This is a genomic window from Mucilaginibacter sp. OK268 (assembly GCF_900103125.1).
Lineage (GTDB): Bacteria > Bacteroidota > Bacteroidia > Sphingobacteriales > Sphingobacteriaceae > Mucilaginibacter.
The window spans coordinates 1-22,511 of the sequence record NZ_FNJV01000010.1 but is presented as its reverse complement, the minus strand read 5'-3'; the positions used below and the strand labels follow the sequence as shown (position 1 = coordinate 22,511).

At 43.6% G+C, this 22,511-nt stretch carries 22 protein-coding genes and 1 pseudogene; 8 read left to right on the top strand and 15 right to left on the bottom strand.

Features of this window, described 5'->3' with window-relative positions:
* Nucleotides 1–44: 44 nt before the first annotated feature.
* From BLR84_RS24495 to BLR84_RS24440, 12 genes are all read right to left on the bottom strand, one after another.
* A complete protein-coding gene (locus tag BLR84_RS24495) occupies nucleotides 45–641 on the bottom strand; it encodes a ribonuclease HII (RefSeq protein WP_090472903.1) in 597 nt (198 codons plus the stop codon).
* Between the two features lie 170 nt (nucleotides 642–811).
* Complete coding sequence (locus BLR84_RS24490; RefSeq protein WP_090472902.1) at nucleotides 812–2,050, bottom strand: PP2C family protein-serine/threonine phosphatase; 1,239 nt, start codon at nucleotides 2,048–2,050, stop codon at nucleotides 812–814.
* A 39-nt stretch (nucleotides 2,051–2,089) separates the two neighbouring features.
* Nucleotides 2,090–3,289 (bottom strand): ABC transporter permease, encoded by a 1,200-nt coding sequence (locus BLR84_RS24485; RefSeq protein WP_090472901.1) that lies wholly within the window; start codon nucleotides 3,287–3,289, stop codon nucleotides 2,090–2,092.
* Between the two features lie 79 nt (nucleotides 3,290–3,368).
* Entirely contained in the window at nucleotides 3,369–4,499 is a 1,131-nt protein-coding gene (locus BLR84_RS24480) for a glycosyltransferase family 2 protein (RefSeq protein ID WP_090472900.1), read from the bottom strand.
* Nucleotides 4,483–5,457, bottom strand: a complete 975-nt coding sequence (locus BLR84_RS24475; protein WP_090472899.1) for a lysylphosphatidylglycerol synthase domain-containing protein — start codon at nucleotides 5,455–5,457, stop codon at nucleotides 4,483–4,485. The genes BLR84_RS24480 and BLR84_RS24475 overlap by 17 nt, the downstream gene beginning before the upstream one ends.
* Before the next feature lie 80 nt (nucleotides 5,458–5,537).
* Complete coding sequence (locus BLR84_RS24470; protein WP_090472898.1) at nucleotides 5,538–6,383, bottom strand: dienelactone hydrolase family protein; 846 nt, start codon at nucleotides 6,381–6,383, stop codon at nucleotides 5,538–5,540.
* 631 nt (nucleotides 6,384–7,014) lie between these two features.
* A complete protein-coding gene (locus BLR84_RS24465) occupies nucleotides 7,015–7,404 on the bottom strand; it encodes an RNA recognition motif domain-containing protein (RefSeq protein ID WP_090472897.1) in 390 nt (129 codons plus the stop codon).
* 214 nt (nucleotides 7,405–7,618) lie between these two features.
* The gene (locus BLR84_RS24460) at nucleotides 7,619–8,071 is read right to left on the bottom strand and encodes a 3-oxoacyl-ACP synthase (protein ID WP_090472896.1); all 453 of its coding nucleotides are present in this window, start codon (nucleotides 8,069–8,071) and stop codon (nucleotides 7,619–7,621) included.
* Nucleotides 8,072–8,492: 421 nt separating this feature from the next.
* A complete protein-coding gene (locus tag BLR84_RS24455; protein ID WP_090472895.1) occupies nucleotides 8,493–9,122 on the bottom strand; it encodes a gluconate 2-dehydrogenase subunit 3 family protein in 630 nt (209 codons plus the stop codon).
* Between the two features lie 22 nt (nucleotides 9,123–9,144).
* Entirely contained in the window at nucleotides 9,145–10,881 is a 1,737-nt protein-coding gene (locus BLR84_RS24450) for a GMC family oxidoreductase (protein WP_090472894.1), read from the bottom strand.
* A 128-nt stretch (nucleotides 10,882–11,009) separates the two neighbouring features.
* Nucleotides 11,010–11,681 (bottom strand): 3-keto-disaccharide hydrolase, encoded by a 672-nt coding sequence (locus BLR84_RS24445; protein ID WP_090472893.1) that lies wholly within the window; start codon nucleotides 11,679–11,681, stop codon nucleotides 11,010–11,012.
* A 158-nt stretch (nucleotides 11,682–11,839) separates the two neighbouring features.
* Complete coding sequence (locus BLR84_RS24440) at nucleotides 11,840–12,739, bottom strand: hypothetical protein (protein ID WP_143013989.1); 900 nt, start codon at nucleotides 12,737–12,739, stop codon at nucleotides 11,840–11,842.
* Nucleotides 12,740–13,183: 444 nt separating this feature from the next.
* Here BLR84_RS24440 and BLR84_RS24435 point away from each other — a divergent pair, with 444 nt between their 5' ends.
* The 3 genes from BLR84_RS24435 to BLR84_RS24425 all read left to right on the top strand — a co-directional run bounded on the left by BLR84_RS24435 (nucleotide 13,184) and on the right by BLR84_RS24425 (nucleotide 16,039).
* Entirely contained in the window at nucleotides 13,184–13,612 is a 429-nt protein-coding gene (locus tag BLR84_RS24435) for a CBS domain-containing protein (protein ID WP_090472891.1), read from the top strand.
* A gap of 190 nt (nucleotides 13,613–13,802) precedes the next feature.
* Nucleotides 13,803–15,041 (top strand): DEAD/DEAH box helicase, encoded by a 1,239-nt coding sequence (locus BLR84_RS24430; protein ID WP_176852149.1) that lies wholly within the window; start codon nucleotides 13,803–13,805, stop codon nucleotides 15,039–15,041.
* The gene (locus BLR84_RS24425) at nucleotides 15,038–16,039 is read left to right on the top strand and encodes a glycoside hydrolase family 43 protein (RefSeq protein WP_090472890.1); all 1,002 of its coding nucleotides are present in this window, start codon (nucleotides 15,038–15,040) and stop codon (nucleotides 16,037–16,039) included. Before BLR84_RS24430 ends, BLR84_RS24425 begins: the two co-directional genes overlap by 4 nt.
* Before the next feature lie 754 nt (nucleotides 16,040–16,793).
* Here the strand turns inward: BLR84_RS24425 and BLR84_RS24415 are convergent.
* The 3 genes from BLR84_RS24415 to epsC form a co-directional block, all read right to left on the bottom strand.
* Nucleotides 16,794–16,985: a DUF5808 domain-containing protein gene (locus tag BLR84_RS24415; RefSeq protein WP_090472888.1), complete on the bottom strand. Its 192-nt coding sequence runs from the start codon at nucleotides 16,983–16,985 to the stop codon at nucleotides 16,794–16,796.
* A gap of 36 nt (nucleotides 16,986–17,021) precedes the next feature.
* Nucleotides 17,022–17,894, bottom strand: coding sequence for a cysteine synthase CysM (cysM, locus tag BLR84_RS24410; protein WP_090472887.1), 873 nt, complete (start codon nucleotides 17,892–17,894; stop codon nucleotides 17,022–17,024).
* Nucleotides 17,895–18,054: 160 nt separating this feature from the next.
* Complete coding sequence (gene epsC, locus BLR84_RS24405) at nucleotides 18,055–18,864, bottom strand: serine O-acetyltransferase EpsC (protein ID WP_090472886.1); 810 nt, start codon at nucleotides 18,862–18,864, stop codon at nucleotides 18,055–18,057.
* A 442-nt stretch (nucleotides 18,865–19,306) separates the two neighbouring features.
* On the opposite strand from epsC, the gene BLR84_RS24400 reads away from it, so the two are divergent.
* The 5 genes and pseudogenes from BLR84_RS24400 to arsB all read left to right on the top strand — a co-directional run bounded on the left by BLR84_RS24400 (nucleotide 19,307) and on the right by arsB (nucleotide 22,196).
* On the top strand, nucleotides 19,307–19,636 hold the full coding sequence (locus BLR84_RS24400) for an ArsR/SmtB family transcription factor (protein ID WP_090472885.1): 330 nt from the start codon (nucleotides 19,307–19,309) through the stop codon (nucleotides 19,634–19,636).
* Nucleotides 19,637–19,687: 51 nt separating this feature from the next.
* A complete protein-coding gene (locus BLR84_RS24395; RefSeq protein ID WP_090472884.1) occupies nucleotides 19,688–20,254 on the top strand; it encodes a DUF6428 family protein in 567 nt (188 codons plus the stop codon).
* Between the two features lie 18 nt (nucleotides 20,255–20,272).
* Nucleotides 20,273–20,677: pseudogene (gene arsN2, locus BLR84_RS30450) on the top strand (arsenic resistance N-acetyltransferase ArsN2); the annotation flags it as partial.
* Nucleotides 20,678–20,707: 30 nt separating this feature from the next.
* Nucleotides 20,708–21,139: an arsenate reductase ArsC gene (locus BLR84_RS30445; protein WP_255367044.1), complete on the top strand. Its 432-nt coding sequence runs from the start codon at nucleotides 20,708–20,710 to the stop codon at nucleotides 21,137–21,139.
* Nucleotides 21,129–22,196, top strand: a complete 1,068-nt coding sequence (gene arsB / locus BLR84_RS24385) for an ACR3 family arsenite efflux transporter (RefSeq protein ID WP_090472882.1) — start codon at nucleotides 21,129–21,131, stop codon at nucleotides 22,194–22,196. The genes BLR84_RS30445 and arsB overlap by 11 nt, the downstream gene beginning before the upstream one ends.
* The last annotated feature ends 315 nt before the right edge of the window (nucleotides 22,197–22,511 follow it).

The window sequence follows — 22,511 nt, the reverse complement described above, 5'->3', positions numbered from 1 at the left end:
TTGGTGCAAAAATACCAACCAAAACGCCGTAATCAAAGGTATCGTTAAAAAATACTTAACTGCGGATCGGTAACACGGAAAGTACGGCGATGATATGGGGTATATCCTATCTTCATGACCGTTTCGCGGTGTTTAATAGTAGGGTAGCCTTTATTGCTATGCCAATCATACTCAGGATGCTCGGCTGCTATTTGCAGCATAAAATCGTCACGATAGGTTTTGGCCAATATAGATGCCGCTGCTATACTGAAAAATTTACCGTCGCCTTTGATGATACATTCATGCGGAATGTTAGGATATTTTTTAAAACGGTTGCCATCAATAATCAAAAACTGGGGGGCCAAATGCAGCTTTTCGATAGCCCGGTGCATGGCCAGGAAAGAGGCATTTAAAATATTGATCTTGTCGATCTCCTGGTTATCAACCGATGCTACGGCGTAAGCAATAGCATTTTGCTCTATCTCGGTACGCAGTTGATATCGTACATCCTCAGATAATTGTTTGGAGTCATTCAGCAAATGATGGTCAAAATCTGGCGGAAGTATTACCGCGGCAGCAAACACAGGTCCGGCCAAACAGCCACGCCCTGCTTCATCACATCCCGCTTCAATCAAATCATACTGGTACCTGGCTGATAACATATGGGCAAATATATGTGTTTGGGATTTGGGGAGCAAGGACTTGGGGAGTAAGGATCATGGAACAAAGATTTTTGGAATAAGGAGCAAAGATTACTTAGGAAAGGAATAAAGATAAGGGCTTTTGTCTTTGATCCAAAAGTCCTTATTCCTTGCTCCAAAAATCTTCCCACCTAAAAGATCCTTAAAGTAAGCAGGGTAATATCATCAATGGATTTGCTTTTAACTACGTGGTTTAAATGCTCCAGGAGGGTATCATTAAAATTATCGGGCGATAAATGTCCATGAGTCTTTACAAAATCGAGCAGTTTATCTTCGTTCCAGATCTTGGTGTTGATGGTTTCAAAATCCATGAGCCCATCGGTATAGTTAAATATCAGGCTACCGGGTTCCATATCAATCTCACCCTCATTTAAAAACGGCAGTTCTTCAAAAACCCCGATCATGGTGGTGCCCAATTTTAAATGTATGGCTTCTCCATCTGAGTACAGGATGCTGGGGTTGTGGCCTGCATTAATATAGTTGAGCTTGCGTTTTTTTTCATTGTACCGGGCCAGGAACAGGGTTATAAACCTTTCGCCCTTGGTATTGCTCAACACTATTTTATTGAGGCGGTCAATAATATTGGTCAGGTCTTCCTCTACCGCGGCCCAGGCATGCAAGCTGGCCTGAAAGTTGGCCATAAGCAAAGCGGCCGAAATACCCTTGCCTGATACATCGGCAATGCACCACAAAAATTCGTTTTCGTTCAGCCGGATAAAGTCAAAATAATCACCGCCGATGTTTTGATGCGGTAGGTATTTGGCGCCTATTTCTACACTGTCATCCTTGTGCATGCGCAAGGGGATCAGCATATTCTGCACCTCAACGGCCAGCTCCATTTCGCGTTGAAAACGTTCTGATTGCAAACGTTCCCGAAACAGCTTCTTATTTTCCAACGCCACAATGATCACATTCATGAGCGTTTGAATAAAGTTCAGGTCGTTGTTAAGCATCTCGCCCGAGGTATTAAAATCGCCAATGAGGGCGTAGGCTAAAACTTTGCTTTTGTGATGTATGGGGATAAAGTAATTATATTTTTGGAGTAGGGGATCGTGATGATCAGTTATAGCAACGGGCGATTTAATCTTGCTCAGCTTATTACAGGCTCTACTCAACAGAATGGCAGATTCAATCTCACCGCCATATTTGGAGATACAGACAAACTTATTCTCCTTCTCAATAAAAAAGCGAAGTTTCCCAACCTGCAGATAACTCTGCAAGATCACTTCGAGCATTTGTATAAGTATAGGAGTAGCGGTGTTTTTATTAATGGCCCGGGTAATCTCTAACAGGGAGTTTAACTCCGACTGTCTTTTGAGCAACAAGCTGATTAATTCATCTTCACCAGAATTATCTTCTATGTATTGCATCTGTTGTTAGTAGTCACTGACTAAAGTAAAAAAATATTTTCAAATGCGTGTACTTTGTGATTTTATATCGAAGGCATCGCGCAAGCCAACGGTAACGAGGTTAAAAGCATATACCAATAACATAATGGCCAAACCCGGAATGATGGCAAGGTACGCCGAGTTCATGACAATATAGCCATAATGTTCTTTTATCATTCCGCCCCAGGTGGGCATGGGCGGCTGCGCGCCAAAACCTAAAAAGCTAAGTCCGGCCTCGAGCAGGATAGCCGAAGCAAAATTAGATGATGCCAGCACCAGGATGGGGCCGGTTATATTAGGTAAGATATGCCGGGTAATGATACGGGTATTGTTAAAACCCAGTGCCCTGGCCGCTTCAATATATTCTACCTGTTTAAGACTCATCACCTGGCCACGAACCAGGCGGGCTACTTCAACCCACATGGATAAGCCTACCGCTATAAATATTTGCCACAGTCCTTTGCCTAAAGCAAATGATATGGCAATAACCAACAATAGGGCGGGTAAGGACCATAATATATTCATCAGCCAGCTGAGGCAGGCATCTATCCAGCCACCAAAAAAGCCGGCAATGGCGCCTATGGTTACACCGAGCAACATACTGATCAGTACCGACATCAAGCCTACCGCCAGCGATATACGGGTACCCAGCAACATCCGGCTCAGCATATCCCGCCCGTAAATATCGGTGCCCAACCAAAAGGTGCGGGAAACAATCTGATCGGCCACTATCTTATCCGTAAAACGTTTATAGATCTCCTTGCTCCTGTTGACCGAAATGCCCGGGTTTAATAATACCGAACCATAATGGTACCGGGGCTTGATACCGTTCACCACTTCAAAAATATTATAGGCTTTTCTTTCGGGTTTGTCCTCATCGCCAATGTATTCATTTACAATGATAGAGTCCTGAACAAAACGATATCCGGTAATGGGAACATCCCGGTAAAACGAAGGTTGACCAAAAAGCATCCGGGTAAAGAAACCAACGGTATCAACCGGCTCACTTTTACGTACCTCTAGCATCATAAAAGAGGACCCTGGTTTCTTGATACTGAGCTGTATGGCCATATTATTGGCATGCGGACTCTGATCGGGCATGATCAAATAACCCAGTATGGCCACCAATAAGGTAAGTATAATAAAAACAAGCCCGGCAAGGGCAATCTTATTGCGTTTAAACGCCTGCCAGGTACGTTTTGATGGGGTAAGTTCTGCCAATAGTAATTTTGCTTTCGGCTAAATATCGCTTAAAAAGGATCAATTAACAAACGGGTAAATCAATCTTTACAATGGCTTGTTATTTCACCACCCTATCTTTCCACAAGTATTTGCGATTGTTGCCCATCAGCCCAATCACCACAAAATATACGATGTGCACGGGAATGAGCAAGATAAGCAAACTTACCAGGTAGGTACGCTTAAAAAATGTAGTTATAGGCAGCAGATAAAGGATCTCGAACAGGTATTTCAGTAAAAATTGAACCAGGAATAGCTTTAAAAAATACAGGTCATAAAAGCCCAATGCCGCGTTAACCAGTAACGAAACGTTAAATAACCAGATACACAAACCAAAGACTACCACTTTTTTATCCTTGTATTTGGTTGATTTGGAAGCCCAGCGCCGTCTTTGCTGCATAAACTCCTGCAGGGTATGCTTGGCGTGGGTATATACCACAGCCTCAGTTTGTTTTAAAAAGCCGATCCTGCCGGGATAACGTTCGGCAACTTTTTGCAATAACAGTTCATCATCACCCGATGCCAGATCATCAATACCGGCGAAGCCGCCAACCTCATAAAATACATCTTTTCGATAGGCAAAATTTGCCCCGTTACAGGTTGATGCCCGGCCATTGCCAATAAATGCGGCGCCAATGCCTATTAAGTAGCCAAACTCAAGGGTTTGCATCAGTTCGAACAGTGAACGCTCTTCAAAATAAGTTACCGGCGATGATACCATGGCCAGGTTATTGGTTTCGTAATAACCAACAATGGATGATAACCAGGCAGGCCCCATGCGGCAATCGGCATCGGTGGCAACCATGAGCTCGCCTGTGGATAATTTGATGGCTTCGGCAATAGCTTTTTTCTTATAGGAGTTGAGCGCGCGTTCTTCCTGCAATTGCAACAATTTAACGCCGCGGTCGGCATAACTGCTGATAATGGCTGCGGTATTATCCGTGGAGTGATCATCAACAATGATCACCTCGAACAAATGTTTGGGATAGTCCTGCGCTAAAACATCATCAATGGTTAAACTGATCCGCTCTTCCTCGTTACGGGCGGCTATCAATATGGTAACTTTGGTTTGGAAGGGTGTATTTTTTGCCGGAGTGACCTTTACCCTGCTCCATCCACGTATCAAATAAATTAATAATAGCAGGTAAATACCTGTTAAAAACAGCGAAACGAAACTATGCAGTGCGATCAAAGAATTTGAGTTTAAAAACGAATAAAGACCCTAAAATAGCCGGAATAATTAAATTTATGAGCCATATTGACGACACGCCGGCAATAATAGCTATTTTTTGATCGGTTACATAGGCAAACAAGTGCGAGGCGGTAAAACTGCGCACACCTACATCAAGCAGATCAAGTGAGGGCACGGCCGATGTCACAAAGAAATAAACAAACAGCATCATCACCATCGGAAAAAACGCGAACTGCGGAATAAGCAGGTGAAATACGATACAGTATTGAATGGTGAATGTAACATAGCGGGCCATGCTAAATCCCAGGATCCGAATCAGTTCATCGGTTTTGTACCGCCCCATGATCTCAAAAAACTTATTATATTTTTTGAGAAAGGCTATCCGGTTAAGCAAATTAATAATGCCTTTGATATGAAAAAAGCAGATCAGCAATATGGCCAGGGTTAAGGCCGATATCAGGATGATCACCACAAACAACCAGGTACTTACCTGAATGTATTTATAAAAAAGCCATACGATAGCAATCAGGCCTAAAAGGTTGGTCATAATAATTTGCCCAAAAGCCCCAACAGCCATGGCAAAAACACCATGAATACGTTTGCGATTAGGCAAAAACATAACCCGGCCACCGTATTCACCAACCCTGTTCGGTGTGGAAATAGCCCAGGTAAGTCCGCAAAAAACAGCCTCTATTGATTCCCATATAGAAATATTAACCAGTCTTTTAGCAAGATACTGCCACTTAAACGCCTCCAGTACCCAATTAACCACCATCAATAAAACCACTATGCCCATAACTACAAACACATGGGTACTATTTATTTGAGCGGTTAACGCTTGAAACTGTTTGAGGTCGTCATTTTTTTTATAAAACTGGTGATATATATACCAGCCGGCCATGATCAATACAGCCGCTTTAAGCGAAATGGAAACTATTTTTTTTGTAGAGGTAGTCAAAGGTAAATTTTATGCAATGTTACAAAAAAACCGGGCAAGCTTTTCGCTTGCCCGGTATAACATCACATTAGATGTTTTGTTTATTTTAAACGTGCTTTTAAAAAAACTATTGCATTGGCGTATGCATCTTTGGTTGCGTTGCTATCATAAATGGGGTTGCTTGGGTTTGCAAATCCATGATCAGCATCATATTGGTGCAGGTATAGTTTTTTACCTGCCTTTTTCATGTCCGTATCAAATTTGCCCACTACTTTGGGGTTTATCCATTGATCTTTATTGGCGAAGTTTCCCAACACATCGGCATTTAACGTTTTTAAGCGATTAACATCCTGCTCCGGCATCCCGTAGTACATTACGCAACCGGCGGCTTTTTTACCAGCCAATAAACTGGTCTGCAAGCTCCAGCCGCCACCAAAACACCAGCCAATGGTAGCAATATGTGCTTTAGGACCAGTATAAGCAATAGCTCCGTTGATGATAGCTTTTGCCCGATCTTCATTTACGGCCTGCATAAATTTGCCCGCGTCTTCTTTTGTGGTGGCCACTTTACCATCGTAAAGGTCAAGGTCGATCACATTGACGTTGCCCAAATCGTTGTATATCTTTTCAGATTCTTTCTTTACAAAGTCATTCAAACCCCACCATTCGTGTATCACCAGGATATAGTTATTGGTAGCCTTTTTCGCTTTCAGCAAATACGCGGTTGATTCTTTACCATCAGCGGTTTTATAGGTGATGGTTGTACCAATAGCACTTTGAAAATGAATGGGCAATGGATTTTTATGTGCTGCTCTGAATTTTTCGCTGGAGGCCAGCATGGCAAACTGCCTTGTTGCCGAAGGCTTGCCACAGCAAACCACCTTGCGCTGCGCAAAAGCAACAACGCCCAGGCAAAAAAACAAGGTTAAAAGAATTAATTTTTTCATAGATGATTTTTTTAGTGTTAATAAACTAAGCATTACACTGGCAATACGTTGTTAAACTATTAGGGTTGCGTAGTCGGGAAAATAAATTTTAAATAAACCCTAAAAGCTCGTTATTGCCGACCGGGTATTCTATGCTATGGCTTTACCTGGAGTTATAGATAATTCCCTTAATAATGTTTATTAACGTCCCCCGCAACATATCTCTCGTTTTCGGGCATGACCAGGCTTTCTTTGCTTTCCATAAAAACAGGCTTAATACGATGTTAAGTTAGGTATTTTTATTAAAAAGCATTAATAGTAAAAATGTTTTACATAACCACTGGCAGCAAAAAAGTGAAAGCAGAAGAGAGATTATACAAGTAAGCTAGCAGCTAATCATACAAGATAAGCCAAGTAAGCTTAATGATTTACAAACTTTGTTTTATTAAACAGAATTTTTTGAGAGGGTAGCAAAAAATAGATTTTTTGTTGGAATAAGGGGTGCAGCTAAGGTTTAGCTGACTAATACATATAGAAATATACTGCCGGTAAGTTAACCAGCCATTAAAAATGCCCCAAACCGATCTAAGACAGTACTTTTAAAACAAAACACCGGGTAATGTAGCCCCGGTGTTTTATTTTAACTTATAATTTACCAACGACCGCCACCGCCGCCGCCTCTGTTACTATCTTTTGAGTAGCCGCCGCCACCGCCACCACGGTTTCCACCGCCGTAGCCGCCACCGCCGCCACGGTTTCCACCGTAACCGCCACCACCGCCGCTTCTGCGGTCAGTTGCTTTTTTCTCTTCGGCCTGGCTTACTGCGATTGAACGACCTCTAACTTCAGAGCCATTTAAGCCGGTAATAGCCAATTGGGCAGCCTCATCATCAGGCATTTCAACAAATCCGAAACCCTTGCTTCTTCCGGATTCCCTGTCAATAATTATTTTTACGGTGCTTACTTCACCGTACGCTTCAAAAAGCTCTTTTAAATCGGCTTCCTCTAATTGAAAAGGAAGACTTCCTGCAAATATGTTCATCAATTTTTAATTTATAATAGCAAGGTTCTTTTTTTACTTGCCTCGTTTTGTTAACATCAAATATAGTAATAGATATTTGATGATTACTGCAAGAATTTGTGAATGAACGTTTTTATTTTTTTTAATAATTAAAATATCCTTTAACTAAAACAAAATAATACGCATTTGCGTTAAAGCTTTCCCCAAAACACCTGTATCTTTTGAGCCGAATCTCCTAATTTACAGCCTGAATGATATAAAGTTTGCCATTTAGGTTAAAACTATCACCAGCTGCTTTACCTATGAGCAGGGAGCCGATAGGAGAGGCCGCCGACACCGCAAAGTAGGTTTTTCCGTCAACAGAGAGACTTCCGGCGCTTATAGCCAGGTAAAAATTGCCATTATTCGTCGTGATCACACTGCCGGTTTCAGCTTTTGTGCTCTCACCATTGGTACTGATACGGTTAAGAGCCACCATTAATTTATTGGCTTCATTCAGTTGGGTTAAATTACGGTTGGTTTCCTGTTGCATCATGGCCCGGCCTGTTTCATACTTATCCCCGGCGCTGCTTTTGGTATCTTCGTTTGATGCTTTTTGTGCTTCTTTAATGCCCAATTCTGCCGCATCCATGCTTTTACGTACATAATTTACGCATTGATCATGCAATTTCTTTTTCAGATCGCTCATTTATATGATTAAATTTCACCAGTAAAAGATAGAAAAAGTTATCAGGAGCGTCTTTTCTCTATTTTTCAGGAAACAAATAAAGCAATTTATTATCAGGAGCGGTGACAAAATTGAGCATAAAATAAAAGCCCCCTTGCACTCGCTGCTTGGGGGCTTTAAACCTAAACCTTATCACTATTTGCAGGTGTGAACCTACAAAGTAGATAAACGTATCAAATTGCCAAAATGGTATATTGACCTGCCACTAATTGACAAAATAATGATAATTCAAATACGAAAACCACATCAATCACCTAATTATCAGACATTTGCAAATTTTCTTAAAGGTGAAAAAAATTGCCTTACTTGAATTTTATTGCAAAAAAACGCCGGGTAATTTTATCACCCGGCGTTTTGATATTATTTGTTAGCTGATGCTTTTTTATACATTCTCCATCCCGTAATGTTTCAGTATCTCTGGCGGTACGCCTGTCCATTTTCCGGGGGCATTACCTGCATAGCCAATATCTTTAACACCCATTTCGCTGGTGAAAAAACCTGATGCAGTTAAATCGCGCATGCGGTTAAAAAACGCTACACCCTGAGCCATATCTGGCGTTGCTTTACCCGGGTAAGCGATCAGGTCGATAAGCTCTATTTGTTGCGTATGACTGCTATCGGTAAATGTTTTGCCAAAGCGGTTCAGGCATTGCAGATCAAGCCAGCGCAAACCACCACGTAAGGGAGTTTGGTGCTGGGGTATGTCTTTTACAATAAATTCGATAAAATCAGGCACTTTGGCATCTGTCGCGCTGCCCGATTTTTCGTCCTTAGGGATAATAATATCCACCAATACGGTTATGGTAGCCATTTCCGCAGTTGTAAAGAATTTATCGGCATTCAGCTTTTTATCGCGTTCAACCTCAAAAGGCTGGCGACCAGCTTCGGGCGCTGTAGCTGTGGATGCAGCTTCTTCATCTGTTTTTTTAGTATCGGTTTTACAGGCTTCCAGTAATAATCCTGCTGAGAGTGTACCAAAGCCTATCGCTTTTAGGGAGTCACGTCTGTTCATAACTAATTTTTATTGGGGCTTGTTAAACGTTTAATTTTTTTCTTTCCTGTAAAATATATTCAGCGGTACGCATAGACAGGGCCAGGATAGTCCAGGTAGCGTTTTTATCGCCCTGCTGAACAAACGGAGCCGCATCAACTACAAACAGGTTTTTGCAATCATGTGCCTGACACCATTTATTTAAGGCCGATTTTTTAGGATCTTCGCCCATACGTATGGTTCCTACTTCGTGGATGATCTTGCCGGGGGCCTCTAAACCGTAGTTGGTATCGGCACCTTGCGGGGGACCGTAAATAGCACCTCCCATGTTATGCATAATCTCCTGGAAGGTTTCCTGCATGTGTTTGGCCTGCTTGATCTCGTCATCGGCCCATTTGTAATGGAAACGCAATACCGGGATACCATACTTATCAACCACATTAGGGTCAATTTCGCAATAATTATCATAGCGGGCTATAGCAGTACCACGGCCGGCCATACCAAACTGGGTACCATAAAAACGACGGTAATCATCTTTTAATGAAGCGCCATAACCACCTGCCTCTTTCTTTTTACCATTACGATCCGGTACCGCGCCATTCATATTATGGATGCCGCTTCCAAAACCGTATGATGGCATGTGTAAACCACCACCATATTCGATGTGGTAACCACGAGGGAAATCCAATTTTTTATTATCCAGCCACCATGGCGAGTAAATATGTACACTGCCCACACCATCTTCGTTGTAGCGTTTGCGATCCATCAGTTGCGGCAGGAAACCTCCGGCGCTTGATCCGGTTGAATCATGCAGATAACGACCTACTACACCGCTGTTATTGGCTAAACCACCCGGATGTGCTGCTGATTTGGAATTCAACAGGATCCTGGCCGATTCACCGGCGCTAGCCCCAAGTACTACCGTTTTGGCATTTACCTGGTATTCCTGCATATCTTCTTTACTGATGTATGATACACCTGTAGCCAATCCTTCTTTATTCGTCAATACCTCACGTACCATAGCATTGGTGATCACCTTTAGGTTACCTGTTTTTACCGCAGGGATAACCAAACATGATGATGCCGAGAAATCTCCATAAACTTTACAGCTACGACCACACTGTCCGCAGAAAAAACATGCGCCACGATCCTTATTACCAGGCAGAGCCTCAGTTAAAACCGAACCACGACCAGTAATGGTAGTTACACCTGCTTTTATTGCACCTTGTTTTATATAGAGTTCATTCAACCTTGGCTTTGGCGGAGGTAAAAAGATACCATCGGGCTCATTTTCTAAGCCTTCTTTGGTACCGTAAACACCTATCATACGGTCAACCTTATCATAATATGGCTTTACTTCCTCATAGGTAATTGGCCAGTCATCTGTAAGGCCATCTTTGGCTTTAAAATCATGCGGCCCCATACGTAATGAGATACGGCCCCAGTGGTTGGTACGACCGCCCAGCATACGCGAGCGGAACCAGAAAAATTCTGTTTTGTCTTTAGTGGTGTATGGTTCGCCTTCCAGTTCCCAACCGCCGTAAGCAGCGTCAAAATCACCAAAAGGACGGGTTGTACCCGCACCACGACGTGGCGACTCCCATGGCCATTTTAATTGTTGTGAGTCTTTGGCTGGGTCAAAGTATGCTCCGGCCTCCAGCATTAACACTTTTACACCGGCATTGGCTAACACATAACCAGCCATACCGCCACCAGCTCCCGAACCTACAATTACTACATCGTAAGTTTCTGCTGATTTCTTGATTTGTAAATCGCTCATATAATATCAGGTGTGTCCTCTGTTAAGAGAAGAAAAAATGCACGCACGGGCATGCATTTGCATTCATTTGGTTTTTATGGTATAAATATATTGAACGCAAAGCGTTACAACATAAACATTTTTAAATATTATAACTGCTTGATGTAAATATTGCGGAATGCAACCTCGTGGTTGTGGTCTTGCAGCGCGATATGGCCTTTTGGATATTTCGCGAAATCAGTCCAGTTTTTGAATTTACTGTTATTCAGCAATTCTTTCCACTCGTCGCTGCCAATTTCGGTTTCCACTATTTTAGTACCATTTAACCAAAAAGTAAGATGACCCTCTTTTTTACGCAATACTACCGAGTTCCATTCGCCGGCTGGTTTAGCCACATCGGCCGAAGGGGCTTTCATATCGTATAAAGAACCGGCAAGATGGTTTGCTTTTTTATTATCGCTGGCTTTGGCATTATCCAACACCTGCATTTCGATACCGGTAAGGTAAGTTTCGTTGAATTTAGGGTCTTCGTGTACACCAAAAATAATCCCGCTATTGCCTGTTTCAGAGATCTTCCAATCCAGTTTCAGCTCATAATTTTCGTATTCACCATCGGTAACCAGATCACCCTGACCTTCGGCTTTAGGGTCAAGTTGCAACGCGCCGTCAACAACTTTCCAGGCACCAGAACCGGTTTTTAAATAGGTATGCCAACCAGTGGTTGTTTTACCATCAAATAAGGGTTTAAAGCCTTTGGTTTGGGCCAATACCGCAAAATGAAGCACAGGGATAGCCATAAGGCTCAAAAGTGTCTTTTTCATTATAAATGTTTTAGATTTAATTAAGATATACCATTAGGTTGGGATAAATATATCTGCTTTTTTTCAATGCTAAAACGATTATATGAAAAATAAATTACAAACAGCTGTGAATAGCCGTGTAAAAATCTGGTTATATAAAAGCGCCCCCCTTTTTTGGTTTAATGTTTCCCAAAATTGAAAGAAAGGTCTGATGCCAAACCAACCGTTATGTAGCCATAACTATCCTCAAAAAACTGGTTATAATCATCCTGCCCGCGGTACCCCCCGCCAAACATCAGGGCGGTACTCGGCATAAAAGGAAACTGGTAATAATACTTTAAACTTACGTTAAGGCGCTTCTTGAAATCAACTGCCGAGTAATTGTCATACTTATCAGCAATGTAAGTAAAATCAAAACGGATACGCTGCCAGTTTTTATATACCTTTTTACCCTTCTCCAAGGGATCGTCATAGGCCTTAGCCAGGTTATACATACGACTGCCATTGATCCGGATAAATCCATAATGATCCTTTAATCCTTCAGACACGCCCAGGCCAAATAAGCCGGCGTGTACTTCAAGGGCTATATTATCGTAACGGTTAATAATCAGGTTCTCTTTATCGGTTCGTTTGCCTGTATAATAGGTAAGCGTATAAAAGTTGGTAGTAAATTTCCCGCTATCGCGATTAAAACTGCCATCGGGATTTAATGATGGCCCCCTTACGCCGTTAGAGTGATGCGAGTAGCCAAACGACAGGAACTCTGGTTTATAAGTATCCTCATTCAGCCTGTAAAACACGGTGAGCCCCGGCATAAAACTTGGTGATTTTACCGGCGCCCCTCTTGATGCCAGCAAACGTACTTTAACCCGTGCGGTAAACACGGTAAAAAACCGTGATTTAGGCGTTTGAAATAATATAAAGTTGGGTGCCAGATCGGCGGTTAACTGGGTTTTTACTTTGTTGAAATAATCATTACCCCCTTCGGATACCCGCAGGTTTTGTATAAAAATATTATCAAAAGCGTTATTGATCAGCCGCTGCTTTAACAGGGTGGAGTCGGCTGTGGTATCAGCCATTGATACATATGGCAATTTAGACGCGGTACTTTTAGCTATTGATATAGTTGGCAAACCAAGGCAAAGCAGGCAGCAAATTACTTTTAGGGCAGAGATTATATTAATATGGTAAGCGTTGTTTTTAAACCACGCTTTATGAGGTAAAAAATTGATCAATGTAGTATGTATTATTTTGACCGGTAGTAAATGAATTTTAAATCAATAATTTCCAGTCGTACTATGTTAAAATACTGTTAAAAACTATGGGGGCAATATTAGATATTATTCTTTTTTATGTGGCACATGCAGTGTCAAGCAAACGTAAAAGCTGTTTATTTGCCAATTAGATGACCAAGCTCTGATAAAATGCTGAATTGTTGATATTTATAGCCTCGGCATCGCTTGTTTTTCAATTCTGTTTGTTATATTTGGTTATAGCCAATTCTTCATTTTAACCTAAGAGCCATGATAAAAGTTTCAAATATCCTTGCCCGCAAAGGCGGCCGCATAGTTACCATTGATGCTGGTAAATCAGTTTTGGAAGCATTAAAATTAATGGCTGATGAAAACATCGGCTCGGTGGTTATATTGGAAGATGGCGAATATGCCGGTCTGCTTACCGAACGGGATTATGCCCGTAAAGTGATCCTGAAGGGGAAATCATCTCACGAAACCCTGGTAAGGGATATTATGAGTACCGGCTTACCCCGCATACTTCCCGATAACTCCATTGAAACCTGTATGCACATCATGAGCGAAAGCAATATCCGCTATCTGCCTGTTTTTATTGATGATGCGCTGTGCGGCATTATTTCTATCAATGACCTGGTTAAAGAAACCATATTGTCGCAATTAGAAACTATTGAGCAGTTAAAAAACTATATACACTCTTAGTGGGAGTAAGGATTTTGGGAACAAGGAGCAAGGACATTTAATCATACATCCTTGCTCCTTATTCCAAAAATATTTGCTCTTCATTCCATGCATCCTTACTCCAAATACCCTTATTCCTTGCTCCTTGCTCCAAAATTGCTGTAAAAACAACAATTTTTTATACCTTGCGTAACACACCAAGTAGAACATAGTGACGTTTCAGGATTTCAATTTCAACGAACAATTATTCGAGGGCATACAAAGTATGGGCTTCAACACCCCAACTCCTATACAGGAAATGGCCATACCCGTTGTTTTAAAAGGGCATGATCTTATTGCCTGCGCACAAACCGGTACCGGTAAAACCGGCGCTTATTTGCTGCCCATATTAAATTTCATCAGCAATAGTAATAAACACCATACCAGCGCGCTTGTATTGGCGCCTACACGTGAGCTTGCCCAGCAAATTGACCAACAGGTAGAGGGGCTGGCCTACTTTACAGGCATCAGCTCCATAGCCGTATTTGGCGGTGGCGATGGCGCTGTTTACGAGCAGCAACGCCGGGGTATCCAGAATAATGTAAATATTATTATAGCCACACCCGGCAGGCTGATTGCCCACCTTACATCGGGAGTTTTAAAGCTGAACCACCTTACCCATCTGATACTGGACGAAGCCGATCGCATGCTGGACATGGGTTTTTCTGACGATATCAAAAAGATCATCAGTTACCTGCCCAAAAACAGGCAAACGCTGCTTTTTTCGGCCACTATGCCAGGCCGCATCCGCGCACTAGCCAAGGCCATTATGAAAGAGCCGGAGCAAATCAATATCGCGCTATCGCAGCCCGCAGTAGGTATCGATCAGCAGATCTATCGTTTGCATGATCAGCAAAAGACACCTTTGCTGCAGCTTATCCTGCGCGATTCTGCCTATGCCAGCACTATTATTTTTGCTTCGCGTAAGGAGATCGTTAAATCATTATACAAAGAGCTCAAAGCCATAAAAATTAACGCCAACGCTTTTCACTCCGATCTGGAGCAACGCGAGCGTGAGGAGATACTACTCCAGTTTAAGAACAAACAGTTACCGGTAATTATTGGTACTGATGCCTTGTCGCGCGGTATAGATGTAGAAGGTATCGACCTGGTGATCAACTATGATGTTCCAGGCGACCCGGAAGATTATATCCACCGCATTGGCCGCACTGCCCGTGCAGCAACAACCGGCACCGCCATCACGTTTGTGAATCACCGTGATGAGCGTAAGCTTAAGAACATTGAGCAACTCATAGAACGCCCTATTCGCCTGGTTGGGTTACCCGATGAGCTGGCAGCTATTCAGCCTACTCATAGTCATAGCGCCGATCAATCAGACAATAAAAGAAAACCCAACAGGCGCTTCAATAAAAAAAAGCCAAAGAGTAATAATACCAATACCCAAAAATGAACAGGAGCATAGCCCAAAAGCTGCTTTTAAGCGTACTATTAGGCGCAACACTATTAACATCTGCTGTTAACACCCAGGCACAAAACAAAAAAACATCGGGCAACCCTGTGGTTGAAGGTTGGTATGCTGATCCGGAAGCCAAAATATTTAACCATCAGTACTGGCTGTATCCTACCTACTCCGCCAAATACAATGAGCAGGTATTTATGGATGCCTTTTCATCACCCGATTTGGTGCATTGGACCAAACATCCCCATATTATTGATACAAGTGGGGTTAAATGGGTAAAGCGTGCGCTTTGGGCGCCTGCCGTTACCGAAAAAGATGGCAAGTACTACATTTTCTTTGGCGCTAATGATATCCAGAACAATAATGAAAAGGGTGGCATAGGCGTGGCTGTAAGCGACAAACCCGAAGGCCCTTTTAAAGACTACCTGGGCAAACCACTTATCGACCAGGTTATTAACAAAGCACAACCCATTGACCAGTTTGTTTTCCGTGACGATAACGGCCAGTATTATATGATATATGGCGGCTGGGGCCAGTGTAACATCGTGAAGCTAAAGAACGATTTTACAGGTGTTGAACCTTTTGAAGATGGCGTAACCTATAAGAAAATAACCCCTGAAGGCTATGTAGAAGGTCCCGTGATGTTTAAGCGCAAGGGCAAATACTACTTTATGTGGAGCGAAGGCGGCTGGACCGGTCCGGATTACCGGGTGGCTTATGCCATCGGCGATACCCCTTTTGGCCCATTTAAGCGCATCGGCACCATTTTAAAGCAGGATGCCAGCATTGCTACCGGCGCGGGTCACCACTCGGTGATCAATGTACCGGGTACCGACGAATGGTATATTGTTTACCATCGCCGGCCACTGACCGAAACGGATGCCAACCACCGGGTAATGTGTATCGACAAAATGTATTTCGATATTGATGGTAATATCCAACCGGTGAAAATTACCAACGAGGGAGTGACTGTCAGGAGATTGAGGTAGCCAGAACTTTTTAAACCTTTAATTTTAACACTTTTTTAGTCAAAAACGGGGTGAAAACACATGCCTTTTGGCCATTTCAACAATGCTTTAACACCATTTTAACACTTTTTAACAAATTTTTGATGGGTTTTGAAACGTTTAAAAAGTATTAATTTGCTGATTTTTAAATAATTACGAACATAACGGTCGATTTTTGGCCTTATTTTTCCTTAACCAAACAGCCCGCTTGTCTCCTGAAAAGACAAGCGGGCTGTTTGATATATAAATATACGAAAAATCTGGGAGAATGGCCAATAGAATTTCACCGATAACAAAACGGCCGGGAGGCCGGGTAATAGTGGTCTCTCGGCTGGAGCCGAGCGACTGCGAACATTAAATTTTTTTCCCGTCAGCAGATAAGCTTCAGGCGAAAGCGAGCAGAACAATGATGGCCAGTGCGGCTGCAGGGGCATAGCAAGTTTTGCAGAAGCAGGGGTATTGAGCGAACAAAGTTGGGCAAATAATTGCAACCCTGGTTCTGTCTGATTGGCAGGGTAAAGACCCTGTGCGGCAAAGAAGCATTTCTCTGAAAGCGTTATTCGCTGTTGTTTGTTTTTTATTGGTGCTCATTATCTCGCTTCGCTCGGTCTTGGTTACTTTGTGGCTACAAAATGACTGGCCCTCCCGCGGCCAAGAGCGGGTATACGATAGGCATATCGAAGAAGATCCTTCGTTCCTCGGGATGACAAATATTAGGATAGACAAACGTGACGTGTCACTTTTTAAAAACAATGGCCCATACGATCAAGCCCGCTATAGCCGCCATAATTACATAGCTGCCGGGCCGGGCAAAGTTCAACGTCCAGCCCATAAACCTGATACGTTTGGGAACGATGGTGCGCGGGTCATTTTTATTGAAATAAAACACCCCGTATTTATAGTTTGAGCCGTCTTCGGTTGGTTCCATATCACCTTAATTTGCTTACTCAAATATAAGCTTTAATCACCCAAACAAATCACTACTCAAATACCTGTCGCCACGGTCGCAGCAGATGAATACGATAATGCCTTCTTTTAGCTCGGCAGCCAGTTTGATAGCGGCTGATAGTGCCCCCCCGCTACTCATGCCGGCAAATATGCCTTCGGTTTTGGCCATTTCACGGGCCATTTGGGTAGCTTCTGCTTCGGAGATATCCATTACGCGGTCGACCCGACTGGCATCAAATATTTTTGGTAGATAGGCCTCGGGCCAGCGACGGATACCCGGGATAGACGAACCTTCGGTAGGCTGGCAGCCGATGATCTGTATGTCCTTGTTTTTATCTTTAAAATACCGGGAGCAACCCATAATAGTACCCGTAGTACCCATGGCGCTTACAAAATGGGTTATTTTACCGTCGGTATCGCGCCATATTTCCGGACCGGTAGTTTTTACGTGGGCCATGTAATTATCGGGATTGGCAAACTGGTTCAGCAGGAAATAGCCTTCGGTAGCGCCTTTTTCTTCGGCATAATCGCGACAAAGTTCAATACCTTCCAGCAGGGTTACCTTAGCGCCGTAAGCTTCCATGGTCAGCGTACGTTCGCGGGTTGAGTTGGAGGGCATCACCAGTTCAATCTCCAGTCCAAAAAGTCGGGCTATCATGGCCAGCGCGATGCCCGTGTTGCCGCTGGTAGCTTCGATGAGTTTAGTACCCGGTTTGATGTCACCTCGTTCAATAGCGCTGCGGATCATGTTGAGCGAAGCCCGGTCCTTCACACTGCCGCCGGGGTTATTGCCCTCCAGCTTGGCGTATATTTTTACGTTAGGGTTGGGGTTTAGTTTTTGTATTTCAACCAGGGGCGTATTTCCTATGATATCAATAATGCCAGCCATAATTTTTATTTTATTGTTTTAGTATCAAGTCGCTAGTATCAAGTATCACGACTTTTTCTTTTTGCATACCTAAATGTATCATCACTTTGCAATCTTGATACTTGATACTCGCTACTTGATACTATTCTTTTTAAAATCTTGCGACTTGATACCATTCTTATTACACTTCGTCGCTTTTCAGTGTCCGGTGACTTGGGGTATGGTATACCCTCGAATACGGCGGTACGCTTTTAGTAAGCCATACGTTACCGCCAATGAGGCTGTTATTCCCAATGATGGTTTCGCCGCCAAGTATGGTAGCGCCGGAATAGATCACCACATGATCCTCAACCGTGGGGTGGCGCTTGGTATTGGCCATACTTTTATCCACACTCAGCGCACCCAGAGTAATGCCCTGGTACAATTTTACGTGGTTACCAATGATCGCGCTTTCGCCTATCACAATGCCGGTACCGTGGTCGATATAAAAATATTCGCCGATCACGGCGGCGGGGTGTATGTCGATACCTGTTTTGGAATGCGCGTATTCGGTCAGTATCCGGGGAATCAAAGGCACATTATCTGTATACAAACTATGCGCCAGGCGATATAAGGATATGGCTAAAAAGCCCGGGTAGGTGCGCACTACTTCAAACTCACTTTGGGCAGCGGGGTCGCCATTAAATATGGCCTGGATATCCGTATTCAATATCCTGAACAGCTCCGGCAGCCCTTTAAAAAACCGGCTGGCACGTTCTTTATTATCACAATCATCGCAGCCTTTGGTTACCTCCATCATGTGGCATAGCTCATTCTCGAGCAGGGTAAACTCTGCCTTAAGCGCGGCCACATCAGCAAATACTTTACCGGTTTGCTCCGGATATAGCAAATGAATTACCTGGAGTGCCCAGCGGGTGATCTCCTTGTTCGACGGCACGGCCTCAAGCTTTTGCTGCTTGTTAAAAATTTGCTCGTAAAAATCCTCACTCATGTTTTATGCGGGCCGTTGTAGGAAACAGCCCCTTATTAATGCAAGTTTAGGCAAAAGAATGTGTTTTATATGTAAAAAACGCTACTTAATTGATAGATATAGATGCTTGGCGGTGGGCGTGTTATTGGTGAAGTGGTGTTTTGCCTGACGTAGACGACTCATCCGGTCATCGCTTCGACTTGATTGTTTTTCTTCTATGTCATTGCGAGGAGGAACGACGAAGCAATCTCTTCGCGTTTAAACATGCGAGGAGATTGCCACGCTACGCTCCAATGACATGGCTTATTTGTTATTTAAGACCCCTCTTTCCGCCGCAGGCGAAGAGAGGGTCGGCGAGCAACGCGATGCCGGGGTGAGTCGATGCCGGTTGCTATGTATCCCAAAAAAAATAAAAAATAATTCTTGACAAACCGATATTAATCGTAATATTGCAATATATATTATGGGAATCACCAAAACAGAAATATTTACCGACGAGCAAAACAAGCTGGCTGTGCAGTTGAAAGCCATCGCACACCCGGCGCGTATTGCCATATTGCAGCACATTATAGCGGCTAAAGCTTGCATCTGTGGCGATCTGGCTGATGAGCTGGGACTGGCGCAACCTACCATTTCGCAACATCTTAAGGAGTTGAAAAACGCGGGATTGATACAGGGTACCATAGAAGGCGTTAGCGTTTGCTATTGCATAGAGCCCAATGCCTGGAGTAATTTACAAACGGAATTAAATGTGTTGTTCTCGTCGTACAAGGACCTGAATAACTGCTGCTAAAATTTTTTATACCGATCAATCGCAATATTGCAATAATAAAATATATCAATCATGAACAAAGTAGAAGCCATCAACTGGGCAACATTTAAAGAAACGCTGTTACAACACCCGGAACTGGACCTGCAATTTCAATATGCCGAAGGTAAACTGGTAGATGCCGCTTACCACATCACCGAAATTAAACAGGCGCCTATCACCTCTGTTGATTGCGGCGGTGTAATGAATGCCTGGACAGAGATCATAGTGCAGTTATGGGTTCCGGAAGCCGAACAGCAGGAGCGATCTATGAAGGTAAAAAAGGCTTTGTCGATAGTGGATATTGTTGAAAAAATGCTGCCGCTCAATCCCAACGGAACGGTTAAAATAGAGTTTGGCAATTCGGAATTTGATACCCGCCAGATGTTTCCGGGAGATATGATCGTGAATGGCGAAAGCCTGATCATCGACCTGCGCCCGGATGCCGTACAGTGCAAGGCGATCAGTCGCGGCGGGAGTTGCGGGACTAATGAAAAAGGCGAGGAATGCTGTGCACCAGAGCCTGCAAAACCAAAGGTAGAATTAAAGACCCTGGCCGTTAAAGCCGAAGCATGTTGCACGCCGGGTTCGGGCTGCTGCTAACTCATTACGAATACAGATATGAACATTGAACAGGCACAACCTTACCGGCAGGAGATCATTGCATTACTGGAGTCGCAAAAGCTCCCGGTAAATGATCTTCCGGATAATTTAAATGATTTCCTGGTTGCTACACAGAACCAAAAAGTTGTTGGCGTTGCCGGATTGGAGGTTTATGGAAATTTTGGTTTGTTACGTTCACTTGCCGTACATCCCGAATTCAGAAACACGGGCATAGCGCAGCAACTGCTACAACGCATAGCTGAGGAAAGCCGTTCAAAAGGCCTGGTGGCGCTCTACCTACTCACAGAAACGGCATCAGCTTACTTTGACCGGAAACGCTTTCTTCGCATCAGCCGGGACGAAGTGCCACCCGAAGTGCAGCAATCATCGGAATTCAGCCATGTTTGCCCGGTTTCTGCTATCGTCATGAAAAAAACACTAAAAAATACGGATATGAAGAATGTATTGGTGCTTTGCACCGGAAACAGCTGCCGCAGCCAGATAGCCGAAGGTTATTTACGTCATTTTGCAGGCAATAAGGCCAATATTTACAGCGCCGGGATCGAAACCCATGGCGTTAATCCCCGCGCTATCGAGATCATGAAACGCGATGGTATCGATATATCCCATCACACCTCCAACAATGTTAATGAATACCTGGACATTGATTTCGACTTTGTGATAACCGTTTGTGATAACGCCAAAGAGAGCTGCCCGTATTTTCCAACTAAGGCGGTTAAGCTGCATTATAACTTTCCCGATCCGGCAAAAGCAACCGGCACCGAGGACGAGATCATGGAGCAATTCAGGCAGGTACGCGAAATGATCAGGCAGTATACCCAAAACTTTGTGAACGAAAATTTAAAAACATCCCATGCCGGTTGAACATTGCGCACCGGTGGTGGAGCGTAAAAAGCTGAGCTTTTTGGACCGGTACCTTACGCTCTGGATATTCCTGGCAATGGCCGTAGGGGTAGCTGTAGGCTATTTTATTCCTTCATCAGCCGGGTTCATCAATTCATTTTCCAGCGGTACAACCAATGTTCCACTAGCTATCGGTTTGATCCTGATGATGTACCCGCCATTGGCCAAAGTAAAATATGAAAACATGGGCCAGGTATTCAAGGATACCAAAGTATTAAGCGCCTCTTTGGTGCTCAACTGGATAGTAGGGCCCATCCTGATGTTCTTTTTGGCGATAACCCTGCTGCGCGACCATCCGGCTTACATGGTAGGCCTAATCCTGATCGGCCTGGCCCGCTGTATAGCCATGGTAGTGGTATGGAACGAACTTGCCGAAGGAAACCGCGAGTATGCTGCCGGGCTCATCGCCCTCAACAGTATTTTCCAGGTATTGCTGTACAGTGTGTATGCCTGGGTGTTTATCACCATTTTGCCGCCGCTGTTTGGCCTTAAAGGTTTAGCCGTACATATCACCATGGGCGAGATAGCCAAAAGCGTAGGCATTTACCTCGGGATCCCTTTCGCTGCCGGCATCATCAGTCGGTATACACTCATAAAGATCAAAGGCGAAGATTGGTTCCAGCAAAAATATGTGCCCTTTATTTCGCCGATTACGTTGATCGCCTTGTTGTTTACTATTGTGCTGATGTTTAGTCTTAAAGGTGGTCTTATTGTACACATCCCCTTTGATGTTGTGCGGATAGCTATACCGCTGGTTATCTACTTCGCCGTAATGTTCCTGCTGAGTTTCTTTATTGGTAAATCATTCGGAGCCGATTATTCCAAAAGCACTTCCATCGCATTTACCGCCACGGGTAATAATTTTGAACTGACTATCGCGGTTGCCATCGGCGTATTCGGCATCAATTCTGGCGAAGCTTTTGCTGGTGTTATTGGTCCGCTGGTGGAGGTTCCCGCATTGATCGCTTTGGTTAACCTGGCTTTTTGGTTCAGGAAGAGATACTACTTAAACAGGTAACAAGACAGGGCTGTCACCCTGAGCCCGTCGAAGGGCAGAGCGCAGAGGCCTGCCCACTATGCTTCGACAGGCTATCTAAGTATTTCTCATGTCATTGCGAGGAGGAACGACGAAGCAATCTCCTCGCGTTCTCATCGGCAAGAATAGCTACGAGATTATTAATGCTGTTAATTGTTTTTTAAGGTATTAATGAGCTCCCGCTGGTCGGTTATCCACGCTGCGCTCCTTTAGATTAGCATAATTATTATATTGGACTATTTGATTGAGCAAGAAGCAGGGTAAACTAAGCTTCGCTCCGAGTTAGTGACTCACATT